The following is a 22,784-nucleotide window of genomic DNA, read 5'->3' as shown; positions in this document are numbered from 1 at the left end:
AAAGGCCGCTCCCGTGGACGTCGCGCCCGATCTCAACATCATCGACCGCATGATGGCGGCCTATGCCGCCCTGATCGACAGCGGCTTTGGCCTTCTCGGTCCCAAGGTCCGTAACCTGTCCTCGATCCTGATCGCGCTGGACGTCACCCTGGCGGCGCTCTGGTGGACCCTGGAAGGCGACGACAACATCCTGGGTCGCCTGATCAAGAAGGTGCTCTATGTCGGCGCCTTCGTCTTCATCCTGAACAACTTCGCCTCGCTCAGCGGGATCATCTTCCGCTCGTTCGCCGATCTTGGCGTTACGGCCGGCGGGGGCGGCATCTCGACCGCGGACCTGCTTCGGCCCGGAAAGCTGGCCGGGGTCGGCTTCACCGCCGCCCATCCGCTGATCGACAAGGCCAGCGACCTGATGGGCTTTCCGGAGTTCTTCGCCAACGCCCTGACCATCTTCATCCTGCTGCTGGCCTGGGTGTTGGTGGTGCTGGCCTTCTTCGTCATGTCGATCCAGATGCTGGTCACGGTTCTGGAGTTCAAGCTGACGAGCCTGGCCGGGTTTGCGCTGGTGCCGTTCGCCTTCTGGAACAAGTCCAGCTTCCTGGCCGAGCGCGTGCTGGGCAACGTCATCTCCAGCGGCGTGAAAGTCATGGTGCTGGCGGTGATCGTCGGCATCGGCAACACCTTTTTCGACACCTTCCTGTCGACCCTTGGGCCCGATCCCGACCTATCAGCGGCCATGACGCTGCTGCTGAGCGCTCTGACGCTCGCGGGCCTTTCGATCTTTGGGCCAGGGATCGCCGCGGGCCTGGTGTCTGGTGCGCCGCAGCTTGGCGCGGGCGCGGCGGTTGGCGCCGCCGCTGGCGCGGCCATGCTCGGTGGCGGCGCGGCGATGCTCGGCGCCAAGGCGGCGGGGATCGCCGGGGCCGGCGGCCTGGCGGCGGTTCGCGCCGGCGCCGCGCTGGGCTCGGGAGCCAGCGCGGCCTATCAACTTCGCCAGGCCACGTCCGGCGCGTCAGGCCTGCAAGGCGTGGCTGCCGGGCTCGGCGGCGTCGGTCGCGCCATGGGTGGAGCGGCGATGGCGGGGATGCGCGATGTCTTCGGACGCGCCGGCGACGCCCTTCAGTCCAGCGCCCAGAGCGGTCGCGCGGCCGCGTGGCGGGCGACGGGCGGCGCAAGTCCGGTCTCCGGCGGGCCGAGCCCCGGCGGCGCGTCTGGCGCGAGCGATATGCCCCCGCCTTGGGCTCGCGATCTTCACGTCAACCGGTCGCCGAGCCTGGGTCACCACGCGGCCATCCAGACCCTCAAGGACGGCGATCGCCCCGGCGCGCCGGCCAACCCAGACCTCAGCCAGGAGGACTAAGTTGTGCTCTTCAAGCGAAGCCCTCAGCGTTACGGGCGAACGCCGCCCCCTGAAACGCCCTATCAGGTCGCCGGCCAACTGTGGGACGAGCGGATCGGTTCCGCCCGGGTCCAGGCGTACAACTGGCGCCTGGCGTTCTTTGGAGCGCTCACCCTCAGCTGTGGTTTGGCCGGCGGCGTGATGATGCTGGCCTTGCAGAGCAAGATCACCCCCTACGTCGTCGAGGTCGATCGGCTGGGCGAGGTTCGTGCGGTCGGTCCCGCCGAGCAGAACTATCAGCCTTCCGATGCTCAGGTCGCCCGCGAGCTGCGCCAGTTCATCGTCAATGTCCGCTCATTGTCCTCGGATGGCGTGGTGGTCCGTCAGCGTTGGAACCAGGCCTATGACTACGCCACCAAGACCGGACAAGCCTTCCTGGACAGCTACGCGCGCGCCAATGAACCGCTGGCCGGCTTTGGCGAGAAGACCGTTCTGGTCCAGCCCACCAGCGTGGTGCGCGCGACCTCGACTTCGTTTCAGGTCCGCTGGACCGAGCAGACCTTCGAGCGCGGAGCCCTGGCCAAGACCGAGCGCTGGACCGCCATCCTGACGCTCAAGCGACAAACGCCGACGACCAGGGGCCAGCTCGAGCAAAATCCCCTTGGCCTCTACGTCGATGGTGTCGACTGGGCCCAGGAGGCCGACAGCGCCGCGGCCACGCCCAGGGCCTCGGACACGCTCGCCCCGCCGCCCGCCGTGGTCGTCGCGCCGCCGCCAGCCACCGCGGCTGCGCCCCCATCACCCCTCTCGGCTCAGGGAGAAATCCAGCCATGATCGCCAAGATTCTCATCCCGCTCGTCTGTTCGACGGCCCTGGGCGCCTGCGGTCACGATAAGGCGCCGCCGCCGGCCATCCAGTATGACCCGGCCAGCTTCGTGGCGGCGAAGGTCGAAGCGGAGCCGCTCAGGCCCGTCCAGATCGTCGAAATTCCCAAGCCCTTGCCTTTGCCCGGCCAACTGCTGCCGCCGCCCAGCGTCCGTGGCGACGCCGGAACGCCGCGCGCGCGGGTCGATACCGCCAATCGCGCCGCTACCCAGGAGCCCAGCACGGCGGGCTACATCAACGCCATCCAGGTCTATCCCTGGAGCGAAGGGGCGCTCTATCGGCTCTACACGGCGCCCGAGCGGATCAGCGATGTCGCGCTCGAACCCGGGGAACAACTGGTCGCTGTCTCCGCCGGGGACACAGTGCGCTGGGTGATCGGCGACACCACAAGCGGGGCGGGCGAGACGCGTCAGGTCCATGTCCTGGTCAAGCCCTTCGCCGCAGGCCTTTCCACCAACATGGTCATCACCACCGACCGTCGGGCCTACCATCTGGCGCTGGCCAGCACCGACGCCACCGCCATGGCGGCGGTGTCCTGGAGCTATCCTCAAGACCGATTGATCGCGCTCAAGCTCCAGAATGCGCAGGCCGAAGCGGCCGCGCCGGTCGCCGATCGCGTGGCGGTGGACGCGATCCAGTTCCGGTACGCCATCAGCGGCGACAATCCGCCCTGGCGGCCGGTGCGCGCCTGGGACGACGGCGCCAAGGTCTATATCGAGTTTCCCGCCCGTCTCGACCAAGGCGAGGCGCCGCCGCTGTTCGTCGTCGGCCCGCTCGGCGAAAGTCAGCTGGTCAACTACCGGGTGAGGGGCTCCCACTACATCGTCGATCGGCTTTTTGGCGTCGCCGAACTGCGTCTGGGCCAGAACCCCCAGCAAATCGTGCGGATCAGCCGATCTGACGACCCGGCCAAGGCGCAGCGGCCATGATCGGAGAGGGCCATGACGCCCCGAGCGCTGGCGGCGATCCGGGACAGGGCGCCGACGTCAAGGCTGCGGCCGACACCTTGCGCTTGAGGGCAAGGTGTCGGCCGGTCGTTCGCTTTCGGCGTGGATTGCTGATCGGCGCGGCGGCCGTCGGCGCGGTCGGTCTCACCGCCTTCGCCTGGCTGGCGCTCAGTCCTCGGGCGATCCGTCTGGCCGGACCGGCGCAGGAGCCGGCCGCGGACGATCGCCGAGCGCCGGCCAATGCGGTCGCGTCCTTGCCCAGCGACTACACAGCCCAGCGTACGGTCCCGATGCTTGGGCCGCCTCTGCCGGGCGATCTTGGCCATGCGGTCGTCGATCAGGAACGCCGACGCCTCAGTGAGGGGAGCGGTGCGGAGCAGGCCGAGCGGTCAGCGGCCCAGCAGGCGGCGGAGGCCGAGCGCCAAAGGCTGGCCGCGCAGACCAAGCAGGCGCGCGAGGCCGGCGTGATGATCCAGACCGCATCGCCGTCGTCGCTGGCGAGCACGGCGCCCGCCGCGCCCGTCCAGCTTTCGGCGCCGGGCGTTATCGGCTTTCCCGCGGAGGCCCCAGCCTCGGTCGATGATCCCAACCGCCAGCAACAGAAGGCGGCGTTCCTGGAGCGGACGCCGTCGGATGGGCCGAGCGCCGACCGGCTGGCGCCGCCGGCCTCGCCCTACGCCGTAATGGCCGGCAGCGTGATCGCCGCCAGCCTGATCACGGGCCTCAATTCGGACCTGCCAGGCCTGGTGACCGCCCAGGTCACCGAGAATGTGTTCGACAGCGTCAGTGGGCGGTTTCTTTTGATCCCCCAGGGTTCGAGGCTGATCGGCAGCTATGACAGCGTGGTGGCGTTTGGGCAGAGCAGGGCGCTCGTCGTCTGGCAGCGGCTGATTCTGCCCAATGGCGCATCGATCGTCCTGGACAACCTGCCGGCCACCGACGCGGGCGGCTATGCGGGCCTGTCGGACAAGGTCGATTTTCATACCTGGCGACTGCTCAAGGGCGTGGCGATGTCGACCCTGCTGGGCGTCGGGACCGAGCTTAGCCTCGGTGGGGATGAGAGCGATCTTGTTCGCGCCATTCGCCAGTCCACCCAGCAAAGCTCGGCCCAGGCCGGCCAGCAGATCGTCTCCAAGCAACTGGACGTGCAGCCGACCCTGCAGGTCCGCCCTGGGTGGCCGCTACGGCTCGTCGTCCACAAAGATCTCATCCTGCGCCCCTGGCCCGACTCAAGGAGGTAGCCCCGTGAAGCTCGCGAAACTTCCCGACAGGAACCCAGTCCGGCTGACCATCAGCGTGATGCCGGAGCTCAACGCCGCATTGAACGCCTATGCCCAGGCCTACCAGGCCGCCTACGGCGAGCCGGCCGCGGTCGCCGACCTGATCCCCTTCATGCTGGAGGGCTACCTCGAGAGCGATCGCGATTTCGCCAAGGCTCGCAAGTCGCACCCGGGATCCGGCGCCCCAGACGCTGCGCAGGCGCGTGGGGCGTCGAAGGCCATGGCCGGGAAGGGCGCGTCATGAACCGGTTGGTGATTGGTGTCTTCCGCCTAGCGAAGGATGGTGGATGGGAGGGCGAGATTCGCAGCCTCCTGATGAACCTCAAGGTGCGGCTGGCGCCGAATGACGATCGGTCAAACGACAACGCTCCAGCGTTCCATGTCATGACGGGACAGGTTCGCATCGGCGAAGCTTGGGAGGGGCGCTGGGGCGCCCAACGCTCCCACGTCTTCTATCGGGTCAGCCTCGACGATCCGTTTCTCCCTGGACCGCTTTCAGCGGCGCTATTCCCTCGCGAGGAGGGCGACGCCGCCCAACTGGTCTGGACGCGGCCCAAGGAGGGGGGATCGGACGACCGTTCCGGCCCGATGATCACCTCCTCATCCGATCTCCGGAACCGCGAGGAGAGCGATGTCGGCGGGCCGGGCTGATGGGGGGCGTCGGGCCAGGGCGGGCGTCGTCTGGACGACAAGGTCGCCAGTTCTCAGAGGAGTTGGTCAAGGACGCCCAGCGATTGTTTGAGGCCCGATGCGGACGGCCCGTCACGCCTGATCAAGCGCGAGTCATGTTGGGGGCTCTGACTGAGTTCGCTCAAATTCTCAGTAGAGAAGGGCGTGCATTCTCTCCTGCGCAAACCGATAGTATTTTTAAAAATGACGATGGTTCGTTGAGCGGTAATTTCATCAAAGAAAGGAAGTAGTCATCGCACGATAATCTGTATTTGATGCGCGGTGAGGTCCGGAATATCGCGTCTGGAAGCGTTCGATTATTGATCGAGACTCGCGCTTTGGTAAGATTCCCGGGTTGGTTAGGCGAGGGCGCCTCGCTGTGCGCGCGCTCTGACCTTGTCCGTCCCGAACGAAAAGTGCAGGAGCGCTCGCGTGGCGAAATCATCCAGGATCTGGCGTTCGCCGCAGCCGGCGCAGCCGACCCGTCAGCGCGCCGTCATCTACGCGCGAGTCTCCTCCAAGGAGCAGGAGCGAGAAGGCTTCTCTATCCCCGCCCAACTCAAGCTTCTCAAGGACTATGCCGACGTCAACGGCGTAACGGTTGTCGCAGAGCACGTCGACGTCGAGACCGCCAAACAAAGCGGCCGCACGAATTTCTCCGAGATGCTGGCGTTCCTCAGGAAGCACCCGACAGTCCGGATCCTCCTCGTCGAGAAGACCGATCGCCTCTACCGCAACCTCAAGGACTGGGTGACGGTCGACGAACTCGGCGTCGAAATCCATCTGGTGAAGGAGGGCGTCGTCCTGTCGAACGATTCGCGTTCGTCCGAGAAGTTCATGCACGGCATCAAGGTGCTGATGGCGAAGAACTATATCGACAACCTGTCGGAGGAGACCCGAAAGGGCATGATCGAAAAGGCCGAGCAGGGGCTCTGGCCGTCGTTCGCCCCTATCGGCTACCTTAACGTCGAGGGGCCGTCCGGCAAGAAGGTGATCGCTGTTGATCCCCACCTTGGTCCTTTGGTGGAGCGGCTCTTCGGCTGGTACGCCACAGGTCAGTTTTCCCTGAAGGAAGTCGCCGCCAAGGCGCGGCGAGCCGGGCTGTCCTATCGCAAGAGCGGAACGGGCGTGGGGATCAGCACCGTGCATACGATCCTGCGCAATCGGATCTACACGGGAGCCTTCGAATGGCTCGGGAAGACCTACAAGGGCTCACATGACGCCTTGGTTTCGGAGGACTTGTGGTTCGCCGTTCAGGACGTCCTGGACAATCGCAGCGCCTCCAAGGTGAGGGGCAGCCGCCACGACTTTGCCTTCACCGGTATGCTGACCTGCGGTCACTGCGGCTGCGCCATGGTCGGCGAGCTGAAAAAGAAGAAGTACATCTACTACCACTGCACCGGATTTAAGGGAAAATGCGGCGAGCCCTATGTCCGTGAAGAGGTCCTTGAAGAGCGGTTCGCGGGTCTCCTCGCTGAGCTGCGCTTCGACGATGAGGTCTTCGAGCTCGTGCAACGAGCGCTGAAGGAGAGCTTCGGCGACGAGGTGCGTGAGCGCGCCGCGGCGGTCCAGCGGCTTCAGGCAGAGGCCGAGAGGCTTCGAAAGCGTATCGAGGCCATGTACGTCGACAAGCTGGACGGAACGGTCGACAGCGGCTTCTTCGATCGCATGGCCGCCCAGTGGCGGGATGAGCAAGCTCGATGCATGAAGGACATCGAACGGCACAACCGAGCCGACGATTCCTACATGGACAGCGGAGTGGCTCTGCTGCGTTTGGCCCAGGATGCGCATCGGATATTCGAGGCGAAGGGTCCTGATGAAAAACGAACTCTTCTAAATTTCGTATTCTCGAACTGCTCGTGGGCCAACGGCGAGCTGTCAGTGGATTTCCGACAACCATTTGATCTGTTGAGGGAAACGGACCTAAGTCCGGATACGAAAAATCCGGCCGAAGGGCCGGATTTCTCTCAAAACCGGAGGTGGCTCCGCGGGTAGGATTCGAACCTACGACCAGCCGGTTAACAGCCGGCTGCTCTACCACTGAGCTACCGCGGAACAGGTCGCCTCAGGAAGAGGCCGGGTGATAGCCGCCGATTTGACTCGGTGCAAGCGCATTCGGACAAAAAAACAGCCCGGCTTGCGGCCGGGCTGTGGAAAGTCAGTGATGGTGGGGTGTCTTCAAGAAAGACCAGTCGAAATTGGGTCTTTATGGTTAATCAGGCCTTAATTTCGACTGCGACCAATTGGCTCCCGAGGGCTTGCTCGGCCTTTGTTCAGGGCTTCATCAGGCCGACCGGCAAGGTTCGGGCGGCCACGGCGACATCGGTCTTGGCGGCCGTGTCGCGCGACGAGGCGCCCAGGATGACGGTGTAGTCGCCGGCCGCGACCGACCAGCCGTGGGCCTGCGCGTTCCAGGTGGCCAGCAGGCGGGGATCGACGGTCAGGCTGACCTTGGTGGTCGCGCCGGGCGCCAGCTCGACCTTCTTGAAGGCCGCCAGACGCTGGGGCGCTTCCCAGCCGCCGGACTTCGGCGAGACATAGACCTGGGGCACGGCCTTGCCGGTCCGTTGGCCCGTGTTCTTGACGTCGAAGCTGATGGTCAGGGCGCCGTCCTTGGTTTCGGCCTTGAGGTTGTCGTAGGCGAAGGTCGTGTAGGACAGGCCGTGGCCGAAGGCGAACAGCGGCTGGTGGCCCTTCTTGTCGAACCACTTGTAGCCGACCGCCGCGCCTTCGATGCTGTAGTCGACCGCGAACAGGTCGTCGGGCTTCTTGGGGTCGCCGTCCAGCGTCGGGCGGGGCAGCTGGCCGAGGGCCGCGGGGAAGGTGACGGGCAGGCGGCCCGAGGCGTCGACCTCGCCGGTCAGCACGCGGGCGATGGCCTCGCCGCCTTCCGAGCCCGGATACCAGGCCTCGACCACGCCGCCGACCTTGGAGAGCCACGGCATCAGCACCGGACCGCCGGTCTCCAGCACCACCACCGTCTTGGCGTTGGCGGTCGCGACGGCGTCGATCAGGGCGTCCTGGTTGTTTTCCAGCGTCAGCGGGCTGTCGAACGACTCGCCGTTCCACTGGGTGGCGAACACCAGCACCACGTCGCTGTCGGCCGCCAGCTTGGCGGCGGCGGCCTTGTCCCTGCCGTCGCTGAAGCGGATGTCGGCGCCCGGCAGGCGGGCCTTCAGCGCCTTCAGGGGCGAGGACGGGAAGTAGATCATCGGACCTGGCCAGCTGGCGGGACCTTCGCCCGTCACCGCGCGGCCGCCGATCGGATAAACCTGCGAGGAGCCGCCGCCCGACAGCACGCCCACGTCGGCGTGGCCGCCGATCACGGCGATCTTCTTGGCCGAGGCCAGCAGGGGCAGCAGCCCCTTGTCGTTCTTCAACAGGACGACCCCTTCCTCGGCGTCGGCGCGCGTGACCTTGGCGTGGGCGGCGTAGTCAATCGTCGTGATCTTCACCGGCCTTTCGACCACGCCGCTGGCGAACAGGCCGCGCAGGATGCGGCGGGCCATGTCGTCGATCCGGGCCTGGCTGACCTCGCCCTTGGCCAGGGCGTCCTTCAGCGGACCCCGGAAGAAGGTCTGCTTGTCGAAGGCCTCGCCGGCCGACTCCTGGTCGAGGCCGGCGTTGATCGCCTTGGCGCCGGAGTGCACCGCGCCCCAGTCGGACATCACGTAGTTCTTGTAGCCCCAGTCCTGCTTGAGCACCGTGTTGAGCAGGAACTGGTTCTCGCAGGCGTAATCGCCGTTCACCCGGTTGTAGGAACACATCACCGAGTGCGGGTCGGAGTCTTCGATCGCGAACTGGAAGGCCAGCAGGTCGGAGGTGCGGGCGTCGGCCTCGCCGATCTTGGCGTCTAGCACGAAGCGGCCGGTCTCCTGGCCGTTCAGGGCGTAGTGCTTGATGGTCGAGACGATGGCGTTGGACTGGATGCCCTTGATCTGGGCCCCGACCATCTTGCCGGCCAGCCAGGGGTCTTCGCCGCCGTATTCGAAGTTGCGGCCGTTGCGCGGCTCGCGGACCAGGTTGATCCCGCCCGCCAGCATGACGTTGAAGCCGGAGTCGCGGGCTTCGGAGCCGATCATCGCGCCGCCGGCCTGGGCCAGTTCGGGGTTCCAGGTGGCGGTGGTGGCCATGCCGGAGGGCAGGGAGGTGCGCTCGCGCTTCTTGGGCTCGCCGCCCTGGGTGGCCACGCCGACGCCGGCGTCGGTCTGGAACTGGGCCGGGATGCCCAGGCGCTCGATCCCCGGCACGTAGCCGGCCGAACCGGGCAGGGCATCGGCGACGCGTTTGTACTTGGTTCCCATGTCGGCGCCGAAGAAGCCGAAGATGATCGTCAGCTTCTCGTCCTGGGTCATGGCCTTGACCGCCAGGTCGGCGCGCGTGTCGGCGTCGAGCTTGGGGTCCAGCCACGGACGGGCGGCCGGGGTCGCGGCAGGCGCCTGGGCCTGGGCGCAGGAGGCCATGGCGCTTACGGACGCGCCGAGCATGAGGGCCAGGGCAAGGCCCCGCCAGGTCTGTCGGTTCATAATACCTCCCACTCTATTGTTGGCGCGGACGAGCGTTCGCCGACGCGGATAGGACTGCGGATCTAGCCGGCGCGGACCGGGCCGGTGGATTCTCGGATCACCAGGCTGTGCTGGGTCAGGATCGTGGCCGCCGACTTGCCGAGCGCCGCGTTGGCGTTCCAGGCGTTGAGGGCGGTGATGGCCCGCTGGGTCATCTGGTCGAAAGGCTGGCGTATGGTGGTCAGGGAGGGCCAGATCGCGGCGGCGATCGGCGCGTCGTCGAAGCCCACCACCGACAGGTCGTCGGGCAGTTTCAGACCCCGCCGCTGGGCCTCCATGCAGGTGGCGGCGGCCATGTCGTCATTGGCCGCGAAGATGGCGGTCGGCGGATTGTCCATGTCCAGCAGGGTCTGGGCGCCGACCAGGCCGCCCTTGAAGCTGAAGTCGCCGGGGACGATCAGGGCCGGGTCCGGGCGCGGCTTGCCGGCGGCGGCGTAGGCTTCGTTGAAGCCGTTGCGGCGCAGGGTGCTGGCGGCGTGGTCGGGGTGGCCGGCGATGTGACCGATTCGTTCGTGCCCCAGGCTGAACAGGTGCTCGACCACTTCACGGGCGGCCGCGCGGTCGTCCATGACGATGCTGGGCGAGTGGGAGTCGGGGCTGGTCGGCGAGATCAGCACGCAGCGCACGCCGTGCTCGCGCAGCAGGGCCTTCAAGGGCGCGAAGTCGCATTCAGGCGGCAGCAGCACCATTTCGCGGACGCCGCCCTCGGTCACGAAGGCGCGGATGCGATCCTGCCAGCCGCTCATGTCGCCGTCGACCAGCTCGGCCGACAGGTGGCGTCCGTTCTGCAGGCAGGCGACCATCAGGGCGTGGTGGACGCGGGTTTGGTACCCGCCGCTGGGGTCGCCCATCAGGATGCCGACCGCCGGAGCGGATTGCGAGCGAAGGACGCGAGCCACGGTGTTGGGGTGGTAGTCGAGGGCCCGCATGGCGTCTTGAACCCGTTCGCGGGTCTTGGCGGTGACGCTCTCGTGGTCGTTCAGGACGCGCGAGACGGTCTTCGGCGACACGCCCGCTCGCAGCGCCACATCGTGGATCGTCGCCATGACCTTGTCGCACCCAACACTTGATAGTCGCGCGGTTCGCTCGCTCACGCAGATCGCCGCCGCCCCGTTCCGCAAGCCATAGCCCAGCCCGACAACGATGTCATGGGGCAGGACAGAATTTTGTCCTATTGAGACAAAATGGGACCGGTACCAAGTCAATTTGAGACAAAACAGTCGGGCGAAACCAGTGTGCCGCGAGGGAGACAGCTCGCGGGAAACGTTCGGACCTGTCCCAAAAGCTGCTTGAGAACTTTGCCGGAATCCGTCCCCGCGGCCCGGGCGAGTCCACGTTGGGTGGTAAAAATATCCTGTGAAATCAGATGATTATAATTATGTTGCCACATGTGCGCTGCTATTCGCCGCAGGTCGATGCGCGCCTTTTCGCGAAGGCGCGTCCGAAAATGACAACGTTGACATTCTGGTTGACACAGACAGGACATTTATCGATCTTGTGGACACGGCTGGGGACGGCGTGAGCCAGCGTATGCGTCGAGGGGCGCAGGGGCCGCCAAAAGACTTTCACTTGAAGCGGGCTCGCCGGGCAGGCCGGGGGCTCAGCGTCAGGCGATCGCGAAGACAGCCCGCGTCGAAATCGGCGTGGGTCGAGAACGGCCATAAAAATTATTAGGGGAGCGAAGACCTTGTCCAATCCACGAAACCAGTCCGCGTTGGCCCGGGGCATGACCCTGGCGCTGCTGGCGGGCGCCTCGTCCATGGCCCTGGCCACGGGCGCCCACGCCCAGGCGACGCCGGACGCGCCCTCTCAAGTCGATGAAATCGTCGTCACCGGCATCCGCGGCTCGCAGATGCGCTCGGTCGACGTCAAGCGGCGCGAAGCCTCGATCGTCGACGCGATTTCGGCGGAAGACATCGGCAAGCTGCCCGACACCACCATCGCCGACTCGCTGCAACGCATTCCCGGCGTGCAGATCCGGCGTGACGCCGGCGAAGGCGCGACGATCAACATTCGCGGCCTGGCCCAGGTCATCACCCTGCTGAACGGCGAACAGTATCTCAGCGCCGGCAACATGGGCTCGGCCCAGCCGAACCTGCTGGACGTGCCCGCCCAACTGATGAACTCGGTGGTGGTCTACAAGTCGACCGATCCGACCAACGCCCTGTCGGGCATCAGCGGCACCGTCGACCTGCGCACCCGCCGTCCGTTCCAGATGGAGCAAGGGCTGCACTTCGCCGGCGGCCTGGAAGCTCAGCGCGGCGAGCGCACCGAGGACAACGACTACCTGGTCAACGGCCTGGTCAGCTGGCGCAATGACCGCGTCGGCCTGATGGTCGCCGCCACGAAAAGCGAGGCGAACCTCGGCAACAACTCGTCGGGCGTCGTCGGCCTGTCGGGCAACAACGACTGGGGCGGCTCGGCCGCCAACAACTTCATCTCGCCGCACGGCTTCGAAAGCTTCCACCGCGAGGTCGAGCGCAAGCGCCTGGGCGTCAACGTGGCCTTCGAGGCCGATCTGGGCGAAGGCTTCACCCTGATCGCCGAGGGCTTCTACGCCAAGCTCGACGAATACAACCGCGCCGCCGGCATCAACATCTCCAACCGCTGGGACGGCGGCGCCTTCGGCGTCTGGACCACCCCGACCGTGTTCGAGAACACCGGACAGAAGAGCACTGGCAACGGTCGTCCGTGGTTGGCGGTCGACGAGTACGACATCAACGCCTGGTGGGTGAACAGCTTCTCGGTGAACCGCACCACCAAGTCGGAGACCAAGAACTACAACCTCGAACTGAAGTACGACAACGGCGGCCCGTTCACGAGCGAAGTGCGGGCCGTGCGGGCCAACGGCAACCGCCTGAGCATGAACGGCCAAGCCCAGGGCGACCTGAGCAACTGGCAGTATGCTCCGGACCGCTTCAACCTGTTCCGCAACGCCGCCGACCGCACGCGGGGGCCGTTCTACCCGGCCGCCATCTGCTCCCAGTATCCGGCTTCGCAGCGTAGCAACGCTGTCGTCGGCAGCGCCGGCGGCTGCTACCTGAACCCGAACCCGGCGGGCTACGGCGCCAATCCGCAGCTGCACTACAACATCGGCGGCAACAAGGCGATCTGGAGCGGCTTCGACCGCCCGCTGGTCGGTGGCCTGGGCGCGAACAAGACGCTCAAGGACTACATGGCCAACAAGGACAGCTACGCGATCGGCGCGTTCTCCTCTGAAGGCAACAACGAGGTCGACTCGGACATGAACGTGTTCAGCGCGGCTGGACACTACAAGTTCGACGACAAGCTCCTGGGCTTCGTGACCAAGATCGACGCCGGCGTCCGCCAGAGCGACCGTACGGTCAACGTGGAAGCCTTCCACCTGTTCTCGCCGTTCTACGGCGGCACGCCGGGGGCCGTTCAGGCCAACGGCACGCCGGTGCCGGCCGCGGGCTGTTTCGCCCAGTGGAAGGCCATCGACGTCGTCATGGACCAGAACCAGTGCCAGGCTGGCGAATTCGTGCCCAACCCGGCCGGCGGCGCCCCAGTCTTCCAGGGCTACACCGTCAACCGCCCGACCAAGATCGACGCCTACAACAACGTCATCTGGATGGACGATCTGGGCTCCATCACCCAGGGCATCCCGGGTTTCTGGGTCGTCGATCCGCATGACTTCGACGACGTCAAATCGTTCCAGGAGAAGGTGTTCGGCGCGGCGGTCCGCTATCAGATCCCCGGCGTGACCTATGACGTGACCTTGAAGGAGCAGAGCGCCTACGGTTCGGCCAACTTCGAGATCGGCAATCTGACGGGCGACGTCGGTCTTCGCGTCATCCAGACGCACCTGCTGGTGAAGCAGAACTTGACCGGCGACACCCAGAACTACGGCGACACCAACCTGGACGTCGGTGATACCGTCACCAGCCGCAAGTACACCGACTGGCTGCCGTCGTTGAACGCCTCCTACGACGTCAACGAGCACCTGAAGCTGCGCTTCGCCTACGCCAAGACGATGCAGCCCCTGGATCTGCAGAACTATGGCGGCGGTCTCAGCATCGCCACCGCCGACTGCGGCACCAAGCCGGGCCGCTGCGTGACGGGCGCCAGCGCATCGGGCAACCCCCAACTGGATCCGTGGCGTTCCACGAACTTCGACGGCGCGGTCGAGTACTACTTCGGCGGCGCGTCGATGGTGAACCTGTCGGTGTTCAAGCTGAAGATCGACAGCTTCGTCACCGGCGGCACGACCCGCGGCACCTTCAAGGATCAGGACGGCACGCCGCGCGAAGTGAACGTCAACCAGCCCATCCAGGGCGACGGCGGTTCGGTCAAGGGTCTGGAAGCCGGCACCAAGCTGGCGTTCAGCGATCTGCTGACCGACGGCGGCTTCTTCTCGAACTTCGGTGTCGACGCCAACGCCACCTACTCGCCCAGCTCGGAGTCGCGTCTCGGCCTGGACGGCAAGAAACTGCCGTTCACCGACAACTCCAAGTACCAGTACAACCTCGTAGGTTGGTACCAGGACGACAAGTGGCAGGCTCGTGTGGCGTACAACTATCGGACCGATCGTTTGAGCAGCGTCACCGGAAGCTCCGGCGATAACCTGGCGGTGTTCCAGGACGCCACCGGCTTCGTCGACGTGAACGTCAGCTACAACGTTCGTGACAACGTCACGGTCTACTTCAACGGCTCGAACGTGAGCGGCGAGATCGAGAATTACTATGTGCGGTTCGCCGACGGTAAGACTCAGTACTTCAGCCAGAACGAGTTCGAACCGCGCTACACCCTCGGCGTCCGCGCCAAGTGGTGATCTAGCCTAATCCTTCCCTGCGGGCCGCCGTGACCCCTGTCACGGCGGCTTCTTTTTTTGAGCGGGGCGGCTAGCATCGAGGCCAAGACGGGCGTGTTGAAAGCCCGCGACGAGAAGCCGTGAAGCGCTTCGAGCAAGGGTAGGAGCGACCATGCAGGACAGCGCGCACGAGGGACGTATCCGCGACATCGTCATCGTCGGGGGCGGCACGGCGGGCTGGATGGCGGCCGCCAGCCTGAGGCGTCATTTCGGCGCCGCGCCGGTCAACATCACCCTGATCGAGTCCTCCGAGATCGGCACGATCGGGGTGGGCGAGGCGACGATCCCGACCATTCGCCGCTTTTATCAATCAATGGGTCTGTCGGATGTTGACGTGCTGCGGGCGACAGGCGGCACCTGCAAGCTGGGCATCCGCTTCAACGACTGGCTGACGCCGGGCTCTTCGTTCATCCACCCCTTCGGCCTGTACGGCCAGGATCTGAAGGGCGTGTCGTTCCACCACTACTGGATGCGCCTGCGGGCCCTGGGCGAGGCCGCCCCGATCGGCGAATACTCGCTGGGCGCCAGCCTGGCCGCCGGCGGCAAATTCACCACCCCCTCGCGCAATCCGCCCTCGACCCTGTCGGTGTTCGACTGGGCCCTGCATTTCGACGCCAGCCTGTTCGCCCGGCTGATGCGCCAGGTCGCCGAGCAGAACGGCGTCAAGCGCATCGACGCCAAGATCGTCGAGGTCAATCTGCGCGCCGGGGACGGCTTCATCGAGTCCGTGTCGCTCGACACCGGGGCCATCGTCCCTGGCGACCTGTTCATCGATTGCTCGGGCTTCCGCGGCCTGCTGATCGAGGAGGCCCTGCACACCGGCTACGAGGACTGGAGTCAGTGGCTGCTGTGCGACAGCGCCATGGCCGTGCAGAGTGAAGGCAAGGGCGATCCGCCGCCCTATACCGACGTCACCGCCCGTGAGGCCGGCTGGCAGTGGCGGATCCCGCTGCAGCACCGCTGGGGCAACGGCTATGTCTATTCCAGCCGCCACACCTCCGACGAGGAGGCGAGGGCGGTGCTGACCGGTTCGCTGGACGAACGTTTGCTGCACGAGCCGCGCAAGATCGGCTTCCATCCGGGCCGGCGCCTGAAGGCCTGGAACAAGAACTGCATCGCGCTCGGCCTGGCCTCGGGCTTCCTGGAGCCGCTGGAGAGCACCAGCATCGCCCTGATCGAGACCGGCATCGAGAAGATCAAGTCGCTGTTCCCCAACCGCGACTTCGATCCGGCGGTGGTCGACGAATTCAACGAGATGTCGCGCCTGGAGATGGAGCGCGTGCGCGACTTCATCATCCTGCACTACAAGCTCAACCAGAGGACCGACGACCCGACCGGCTTCTGGACCCACTGCCGTGAGATGTCGGTCCCCGACACCCTCCAGAAGAAGATGGACCTGTGGCGCGCCCGGGGGCACTTCGTCCGCTACCGCTGGGAGATGTTCGCACCGCCCAGCTGGCTGGCGATCTATGCCGGCTTCGACCTGCTGCCGCGGACCTACGACCTCAGCGTCGACGGCTTCGACGCCGCTCAGCTCTCCGGCGCCCTGGCCGAAATGCGCAAGGCGGTGGCCGACGCCGTCGCCGCCACCCGCGCCCACGGCGAATTCATTGAACAATATGCCCGCCCCCAGTCGGTCGCGGCCGAGTAGGAACAGTCAGATGGCCCACCTGAACAAGATCGTCATCGTCGGCGGCGGCTCGGCCGGCTGGATCTGCGCGGCCATGCTCAGCCACTATTTCCAGAACGGACCGACGCAGGTCGAGCTGGTCGAGTCCGAGGAGATCGGCACGATCGGGGTGGGGGAATCGACCATCCCGCCGTTCCTCCAGCTGATCCGCACCTTGGGGATCAACGAGCAGGAATTCATTCAGGAAACCCAGGCGGCCTTCAAGCTGGGCATCCGGTTCGAGGACTGGCTGGAGAAGGGCGACGTCTACTATCACCCGTTCGGCCAGATCGGCGGTCCGCTGGAGGTCAACGAGTTCTATCAGTGCTGGCTGCGGGCCAAGCAGAACGGCCATCCGTCCGATCTGCAGGACTTCGCCCCGGCCACGGTGATGGCCAAGGCCGGAAAGTTCATGCTGCCGGCCAAGGCCCAGCGCACGATGATCGCCAACGCCAACTACGCCCTGCACGTCGATGCGAAGCTGGTGGCGCTGTACCTGCGCAAGTTCGCCGAGGCGCGCGGAGTCAAGCGCACCGAGGGCATCGTCACCGACGTGGCGACCCGCCCGGACGGCGGCGTTGCGAAGGTGATCATGAAGGACGGCCGCGAGGTGGCCGGGGACTTCTTCATCGACTGCTCGGGCTTCCGGGCCCTGCTGATCGGCAAGACCCTGGGCGAGCCGTTCCGCGACTGGGGCGACGTGCTGCTGTGCGACCGGGCGATCGCCGCCCAGACCGAGAACGTCGGCGCGCCCCATCCCTACACCCTGGTCCAGGCCCAGGACTTCGGCTGGCGCTGGCGCATCCCGCTGCAGCACCGATCGGGCAACGGCTACGTCTACGCCAGCAAGTATCTCAGCGACGACGAGGCCACCGCCACGCTGCTTGGCCAGATCAAGGGCGAGGTCGTGCTGGGCCCGACGGTGATCCCGTTCAAGACCGGCGTGCGCGAGCGGCCGTGGGTCAAGAACGTGGTGTCGATCGGCCTGTCGTGCGGCTTCATCGAGCCGCTGGAATCCACGGCCCTGCACCTGATCTACAAGGGCATGGACTATCTGCTGCGGTTCATGCCCGACATGGACGCCGACCAGACCCTGGCGGCCGAGTACAACCGCCGCATGGTCGCCGACTACGAGGAGATCCGCGACTTCATCGTCCTGCACTATGTGACCACCCGGCGCGATGACACGCCGTTCTGGCGCGACTACCAGAAGGTCGATCCGCCGGAGAGCCTCAGGGAACGGATCGCCCTGTTCAAGGCGGCCGGGGTGCTGCGCGACGGGGTCGACGACATGTTCCGCGCCCCCAGCTGGCAGTCGGTGATGGAGGGCATGGGCGTGCGGCCCGACCGCTATCAGCAACTGGTCGACCGGATCCCGCTGAGCGTGATCATGAACCTGATGGACAAGTCCGCCCCCATGCTGGCCGACTTCGTGGCGACCCTGCCCAGCCATGAGGAGTTCCTGCGAACCCATTGCCCGGCCACGCCTTTCAAGCGCTCGGCATAGGGTCGTCAAGCGGAGAGCTCAGCGCCAGGTCTTGGCCTGGGTGATCGTGGCGGGCTCGGTCAGCAGCGCCTCCAGCGAGCGTCCGGCCAGCGTGCAGGTCGCGGTCTTGACGGCCCCGCCGCCGGTGATCTTGCAGGTCAGCGACTGGGCGAAGGTCGCCGCCATCAGGCGGTCGCGGTCGACGGGCAGGGCGGCCCAGGCGGGCGAGATCCGCAGGGGAATCCACCGGTCGGGCGTCGGGCCCTGGGCGATGCAGAGGGTGCGGCCGTCGATGACGTGCAGGACCGGCCCGCTGACGGTCTGGCCGGCGGCGGGCGCCGGGGCGCGGCAGGTCTGGGCTAGGGAGGTTTGGGCCAGGGCCGGCGCGCCGAGACACAGGGCGGCCAAGGCGACGGCCGCCGCTCCCGATCTCGCCCAACCCCTGGCCATGTGGATAAGTCCTCTGAACGGGGATTCAACACGGGCGGCGACTTCGCGTTCCCGGAGGAGCCCATTGAAACGACTGGCGTTTGTGATCTGTTGCCGGGATGACGCAGGCCACGCGGACCCCAAGCCGGGCCGTCGTGCTAAAGCAGGCTCCGGGACGCGGCGACTCAGGCCTCGGGCGAACGGACACGGACGGGAGAACTCCACTGGCGACGGTGAAGCGTACGGGATCGCGAAAGACCCTGACGACGGCCAATCTGGCCGCCCTGGGGGCGGAGCGGCTGGCCGAACTGCTGATCGACGTCGCCGAGGGCCACGCCCAGATCAAGCGGCGGCTGCGCTTGGAGCTGGCGGGCGAGATCGGTCCCGAGGACCTGGCCGCCGAACTGGCCAAGCGCATCGACACCGTCGCCGACAGCCGGGCCCGCATCCACTGGCGCAAGCACAAGGAGTTCGTGCGCGAGCTCGACATGCAGCGGGCCCTGATCGCCGGGCGACTGGCCGAGCTGGACCCGACCCTGGCCCTGCCGACCATGCTGCGGTTCCTGGGCCTGGCCGAAGGCGTGTCCCATCGCTCCGCCGACGCCAAGGGCGAGATCGAGGCGGTGTTCGACTTAGGCGTCGACGACGTGGCGGCGATCGCGCCCCTAGCCTTGCCCGATCCGCGCGCGTTGGGCGACCAACTGCTGGACCTGCTGCTGCACGGCAAGGCGGGGCTGGGTCCCCGCGCGCTCAAGAACGCCTTGCCGGCGTTGGGCGCGCAGGGCGTGGCCAATCTGCGAGCGAGCGTCGAGACCACCATGGCCTCGCAGAAGCGGGTCAGCGGCGCGCTGAAGGCCGCCGTCCAGGTGCTGGCCGACGCGCAGGGCGACGTCGACGGCTACATCGCCCAGTTCACCGACTCCCAGGCGGTGCTGCCGCCGATCGGCGCGCAGATCGCCCGGCGGCTGACCGCGGCGGGGCGGCTGGACGAGGCCGTGGCGGCGCTGGACCGCTCGACGCCGGGATCGTTCGCCCAATTGGTCGGGACGGTGCTGGGACGTCCGACCTTGCCCGGTCCCGGCGCCCTGGACTGGGAGGACGCCTATATCGAAGTGCTGGAGGCGCGCGGGCAGGGCGATCTGGCGCAGGACATGCGCTGGGCCAGTTTCGAGCGCGGCCTGTCGATCGAGCGGCTGCGCGACTTTCTCAAGCGGTTGCCCGATTTCGACGACGTCGAGGCCGAGGACAAGGCCCTGGCCCACGCCGAGGACTTCCACGATGCGCACGCCGCCCTCGACTTCCTGATCCGGTGGCCGGCCTGGGACCGCGCCGCGCGACTGGTGCTGCGCCGCTTCGGCGAGCTGGACGGGGACCGTCCCCAGCTGCTCGAGCCGGCGGCGCGGGCCATCGAAGGCCGCCACCCGCTGGCGGCCACGCTGCTGCTGCGGGCGATGATCCTGGACACCGCCCGCTACGCCCGCACGGCCCGCTACAAGGACGCCCAACAGCAGCTTCTGGAAGCCGCCTCGCTGGCCCCGGCCATCGCCGACTGGCAGGGCCACGAGGACGCCGACGCGTTCACCGCGCGGGTGGCGGGTTATCGGCGCTGGTAGAACCGCACGCGAGGGTCAAAGCCCTGATTGCCTAGACGGGAGCGGCGGACCTATAAGCGGGCTGAAAATTCCAGCCCTTCGAGGGAATCCATGAGCTCCGATTTCACGGCCGCGCGCCTGAACATGGTCGAAAGCCAGATCCGCACGGCCGACGTCACCGATCTGCCCCTGCAGGACGCCCTGCGCGTCGTGCCGCGCGAGACCTGCGTGCCCGCCGGCAAGGGCTATCTGGCCTATGCCGACGCCGACGTCGAATACGCCCCCGGCCGCTGGCTGCTGCGCCCGCGCGAGGTGGGCAAGCTGCTGCAGCACCTGCGTCCGCGCGAGGGCGACAAGGCCCTGGCCATCGCCGCGCCCTACGCCGCCGCCGTGCTCGAAAAGATGGGCCTGCAGGTCACCCGCCTGGACGGCGACGACCTGACCGCCGTGCCGGGCGCGGGCTATGACGTGATCATCTGCGAAGGCGCGGTGCCGCGGGCTCCGACCAGCTGGACCAAGGCCCTGGCCCAGGGCGGCCGCCTGGCGGTGATCGAGCGCGACGGCCCGGTCGGCCGCGCGGTGATCTACGTCCGGGCCGAGGACGGCGTGGGGCGTCGCGCGGTTTTCGACGCCACCCCGCCGATGCTGGCCGGTTTCGCCGTCGAACAGGGCTTTGCGTTCTGACGACTTCCAGTCCAGAAACAACGACGCAACGTCTGCGTGAAAAAAGCTTAACTAGCGGCCTATGGTCTCTGGCCTTACAGCCGATCATATAAGGTGCGGGCGTCGCGCCGGGTCTGACCAAGACTTCTCTGGCCAGGGGTTTCGTGGGGAATGAACTTGATGTCGAATAGTCGCCGGGCCGCTTTGCTGGCCGCCGCTTGCAGCATGGGTCTCGTGGCGGGCCTGGCTTCGGTCGCCCACGCCGAGACCCTGGCGGACGCCTTGGCCCTGGCCTATCAGACCAACCCCACCCTGCAAGGCCAGCGCGCCAACCAGCGCGTCACCGACGAGGGCGTGGTCCAGGCCAAGACCGCCTTCCGCCCGACGCTCAACGCCAGCGCCGACGCCACGGCCTCGCGCACGGACCTGGCCAACCCGGTCACCGCCGTCGTGGGCGGTCAGGTCGTCACCCGCGACCACACCACCGGCAGCGGCAGCGGCGCCAGCCTGGCCCTGCAGCAACCGCTCTATACGGGCGGCCGCGCCAGCGCCAACCTCACCGCCGCCCAAGCCGACGTGCTGGCCGGCCGCGAGGACCTGCGCAGCGTCGAGCAGTCGGTGCTGGGCAATGTCATCCAGAGCTATGTCGACGTGCGCCGCGACCAGGAACGCCTGCGCATCGCCCGGGAGAACGTCAGCGTCCTGAACCGCCAGCTGGAAGAGTCCAAGGCGCGCTTCGAGGTCGGCGAGATCACCCGCACCGACGTGGCCCAGTCCGAAGCCCGCCTGGCCTCGGCCCAGGCCAGCCAATCCTCGGCCCAGGCCATCCTGGCCGCCAGCCGCGCGGCCTACGCCGCCGTGGTCGGCCAGAACCCGACCGACCTGGCTCCCGAGCCGTCCCTGGCCGCCCTGCTGCCCAGCAGCGTCGAGCAGGCCTTCGACCTGGTCGACAAGAACAACCCGCAGATCCAGGCCGCCCGCTACGCCGAACAGGCCGCCGCGGCTCGGGTCGCGGTCGCCAAGGCGGCCTATCGTCCGACCGTCGGGGCCCGCGCGGGCCTGGACACCGACGCGACCCGCACCAACGGCACGGGCCGCGACTTCGGCGACTACAACCGCGGCTACACCGCGTCGGTGACCGCCTCGATCCCGCTATTCACCGGCGGCCTGATCAACTCGCAGGTGCGCGCCGCCCAGGAGCGCGAGAACGCCGCCCGCACGCAGGTCGAGGGCGCCCAGCGCTCGGCCCTGCAGCAGATCTCGACCGCCTGGAACAACCTGCTGGCCTCGCGCGCCAACCTGGTGTCGAACGAGGAGCAGGTCCGCGCCACCCGCATCGCCTTCGAGGGCGTGCGCCAGGAGCAGCAGGTCGGCCTGCGCACCACCCTGGACGTGCTGAACGCCCAGCTGGAGCTGGCCAACGCCGAGGTCGCCCTGGTCGTGGCCCGTCGCGACGAATACGTGGCCAGCGCCAGCGTCCTGCAGGCCATGGGCGTGCTGAACGTCGCCAACTTGGCCCCCGAGGTCGAACGCTACGATCCGGTCAAGTCGTACGACAAGGTCAACCACGCCTTCGGCTGGGTGCCTTGGGAGCCTCTGGTGAAGGGGATCGACAAGGTCGGCGCCCCCTCGACGGCGGTGAAGGGCCAGCCCAAGCCGGCCCGCAAATAGGACGAAATGGCGCGCCCGCCATCCTTGAGCTTGCTTAAGGCGCGCAAGTCTGCACCATCGCTGTGAGCGCCCGCTGGGGCGCTTACAGGATTCGTACCCCTTCGAGACGGCCCGCACATGTCCGATCAGAGCCCCCAAGAACCGACGATGGAGGAGATCCTCGCCTCCATCCGACGCATCATCTCGGAAGATGACGCGCCGGCGGAGGAGGCCGCCGCGGCGCCCGAAGCGGAACCCGCGCCCGTCGCCGAGGAAGCTCCGGCCGAGGACGATGTCCTGGAGCTGACCGACCCGATCGAACCGGCCGCGCCGGTCGAGACCATGGGCGACATCGACGTCTATTCGCCGGAGCCCGAGCCGGAACCCGCTCCGACCCCGGCCCCCGCGTCGGAGCCGATCCAGGGCTTCTCGCGCGACCAAGTGGCCGACAACCTGGTGGGCGACCATGCCGCCAGCCTGGCCGCCACCGCGTTCGGCAGCCTCAGCTCGGCCCTGCTGATGCCCAAGGACGGCCGCACCCTGGAAGACGTCGTGCGCGAACTGCTGCGTCCGCTGCTCAAGGAATGGCTGGACCAGAACCTGCCGCGCATCGTCGAGACCAAGGTCGAGGAAGAAGTCAGCCGCATCGCCCGCGGTCGCGTATAGGACTCCGTCGTCCCCGCTTCGGCGGGCGCGACGGTGGAAAATTCAAAGGCGGTCGCTCCGGCGACCGCCTTTTTCCGTCTCAAAATCCCCATTGAACCAAGGCCCACGGTTTCGCC

The 22,784-nt window shown here is 67.0% G+C and carries 17 protein-coding genes and 1 tRNA gene; 14 read left to right on the top strand and 4 right to left on the bottom strand.

Features of this window, described 5'->3' with window-relative positions; all coding sequences use genetic code 11:
* Positions 1–13: 13 nt before the first annotated feature.
* The 7 genes from trbL (at position 14) to ASD38_RS23465 (ending at position 7,112) form a co-directional block, all read left to right on the top strand.
* A complete protein-coding gene (gene trbL, locus ASD38_RS18670) occupies positions 14–1,357 on the top strand; it encodes a P-type conjugative transfer protein TrbL (protein WP_082560792.1) in 1,344 nt (447 codons plus the stop codon).
* A 3-nt stretch (positions 1,358–1,360) separates the two neighbouring features.
* On the top strand, positions 1,361–2,170 hold the full coding sequence (trbF, locus tag ASD38_RS18665; protein WP_056462323.1) for a conjugal transfer protein TrbF: 810 nt from the start codon (positions 1,361–1,363) through the stop codon (positions 2,168–2,170).
* Complete coding sequence (gene trbG, locus ASD38_RS18660; protein ID WP_056462321.1) at positions 2,167–3,150, top strand: P-type conjugative transfer protein TrbG; 984 nt, start codon at positions 2,167–2,169, stop codon at positions 3,148–3,150. Before trbF ends, trbG begins: the two co-directional genes overlap by 4 nt.
* On the top strand, positions 3,147–4,409 hold the full coding sequence (locus ASD38_RS18655; protein ID WP_082560791.1) for a TrbI/VirB10 family protein: 1,263 nt from the start codon (positions 3,147–3,149) through the stop codon (positions 4,407–4,409). The genes trbG and ASD38_RS18655 overlap by 4 nt, the downstream gene beginning before the upstream one ends.
* Positions 4,410–4,413: 4 nt before the next feature.
* Complete coding sequence (locus ASD38_RS18650) at positions 4,414–4,692, top strand: DUF2274 domain-containing protein (protein WP_056446424.1); 279 nt, start codon at positions 4,414–4,416, stop codon at positions 4,690–4,692.
* On the top strand, positions 4,689–5,099 hold the full coding sequence (locus ASD38_RS18645; RefSeq protein ID WP_082560790.1) for a DUF736 domain-containing protein: 411 nt from the start codon (positions 4,689–4,691) through the stop codon (positions 5,097–5,099). The genes ASD38_RS18650 and ASD38_RS18645 overlap by 4 nt, the downstream gene beginning before the upstream one ends.
* 450 nt (positions 5,100–5,549) lie before the next feature.
* Entirely contained in the window at positions 5,550–7,112 is a 1,563-nt protein-coding gene (locus tag ASD38_RS23465) for a recombinase family protein (protein WP_235523883.1), read from the top strand.
* On the opposite strand, the gene ASD38_RS18630 is transcribed toward ASD38_RS23465, so the two are convergent.
* From ASD38_RS18630 to ASD38_RS18620, 3 genes are all read right to left on the bottom strand, one after another.
* Positions 7,098–7,172, bottom strand: a tRNA-Asn gene (locus ASD38_RS18630). The genes ASD38_RS23465 and ASD38_RS18630 overlap by 15 nt on opposite strands.
* 218 nt (positions 7,173–7,390) lie before the next feature.
* Positions 7,391–9,643 carry a beta-glucosidase gene (locus ASD38_RS18625; protein ID WP_056462315.1) on the bottom strand — a complete coding sequence of 751 codons (2,253 nt, stop codon included), beginning with the start codon at positions 9,641–9,643 and terminating at the stop codon, positions 7,391–7,393.
* Between the two features lie 62 nt (positions 9,644–9,705).
* Positions 9,706–10,728, bottom strand: a complete 1,023-nt coding sequence (locus tag ASD38_RS18620; protein WP_056446436.1) for a LacI family DNA-binding transcriptional regulator — start codon at positions 10,726–10,728, stop codon at positions 9,706–9,708.
* Between the two features lie 680 nt (positions 10,729–11,408).
* Between ASD38_RS18620 and ASD38_RS18615 the strand changes: the two genes are divergently transcribed.
* The 3 genes from ASD38_RS18615 (at position 11,409) to ASD38_RS18605 (ending at position 17,689) form a co-directional block, all read left to right on the top strand.
* The gene (locus ASD38_RS18615; RefSeq protein ID WP_056446439.1) at positions 11,409–14,474 is read left to right on the top strand and encodes a TonB-dependent receptor; all 3,066 of its coding nucleotides are present in this window, start codon (positions 11,409–11,411) and stop codon (positions 14,472–14,474) included.
* A gap of 151 nt (positions 14,475–14,625) precedes the next feature.
* Entirely contained in the window at positions 14,626–16,164 is a 1,539-nt protein-coding gene (locus ASD38_RS18610; RefSeq protein ID WP_056462312.1) for a tryptophan halogenase family protein, read from the top strand.
* 10 nt (positions 16,165–16,174) lie between these two features.
* A complete protein-coding gene (locus tag ASD38_RS18605; RefSeq protein WP_056446445.1) occupies positions 16,175–17,689 on the top strand; it encodes a tryptophan halogenase family protein in 1,515 nt (504 codons plus the stop codon).
* An 18-nt stretch (positions 17,690–17,707) separates the two neighbouring features.
* On the opposite strand, the gene ASD38_RS18600 is transcribed toward ASD38_RS18605, so the two are convergent.
* Entirely contained in the window at positions 17,708–18,118 is a 411-nt protein-coding gene (locus ASD38_RS18600) for a hypothetical protein (RefSeq protein ID WP_156390776.1), read from the bottom strand.
* Positions 18,119–18,330: 212 nt separating this feature from the next.
* Here ASD38_RS18600 and ASD38_RS18595 point away from each other — a divergent pair, with 212 nt between their 5' ends.
* The 4 genes from ASD38_RS18595 to popZ all read left to right on the top strand — a co-directional run bounded on the left by ASD38_RS18595 (position 18,331) and on the right by popZ (position 22,668).
* A complete protein-coding gene (locus ASD38_RS18595) occupies positions 18,331–19,710 on the top strand; it encodes a DUF6880 family protein (RefSeq protein WP_056462310.1) in 1,380 nt (459 codons plus the stop codon).
* A gap of 90 nt (positions 19,711–19,800) precedes the next feature.
* Entirely contained in the window at positions 19,801–20,373 is a 573-nt protein-coding gene (locus tag ASD38_RS18590) for a protein-L-isoaspartate O-methyltransferase family protein (RefSeq protein ID WP_056446452.1), read from the top strand.
* A gap of 159 nt (positions 20,374–20,532) precedes the next feature.
* On the top strand, positions 20,533–22,023 hold the full coding sequence (locus ASD38_RS18585; protein WP_056462508.1) for a TolC family outer membrane protein: 1,491 nt from the start codon (positions 20,533–20,535) through the stop codon (positions 22,021–22,023).
* Between the two features lie 117 nt (positions 22,024–22,140).
* The gene (gene popZ / locus ASD38_RS18580) at positions 22,141–22,668 is read left to right on the top strand and encodes a pole-organizing protein PopZ (RefSeq protein WP_056446456.1); all 528 of its coding nucleotides are present in this window, start codon (positions 22,141–22,143) and stop codon (positions 22,666–22,668) included.
* Positions 22,669–22,784 lie beyond the last annotated feature (116 nt).

The sequence above is a fragment of the Caulobacter sp. Root487D2Y genome, from assembly GCF_001427165.1.
In the GTDB taxonomy this organism is placed as follows: domain Bacteria; phylum Pseudomonadota; class Alphaproteobacteria; order Caulobacterales; family Caulobacteraceae; genus Caulobacter.
Note: the sequence above shows the minus strand (reverse complement) of the source record. Positions and strands in the feature narration are given on the sequence as shown.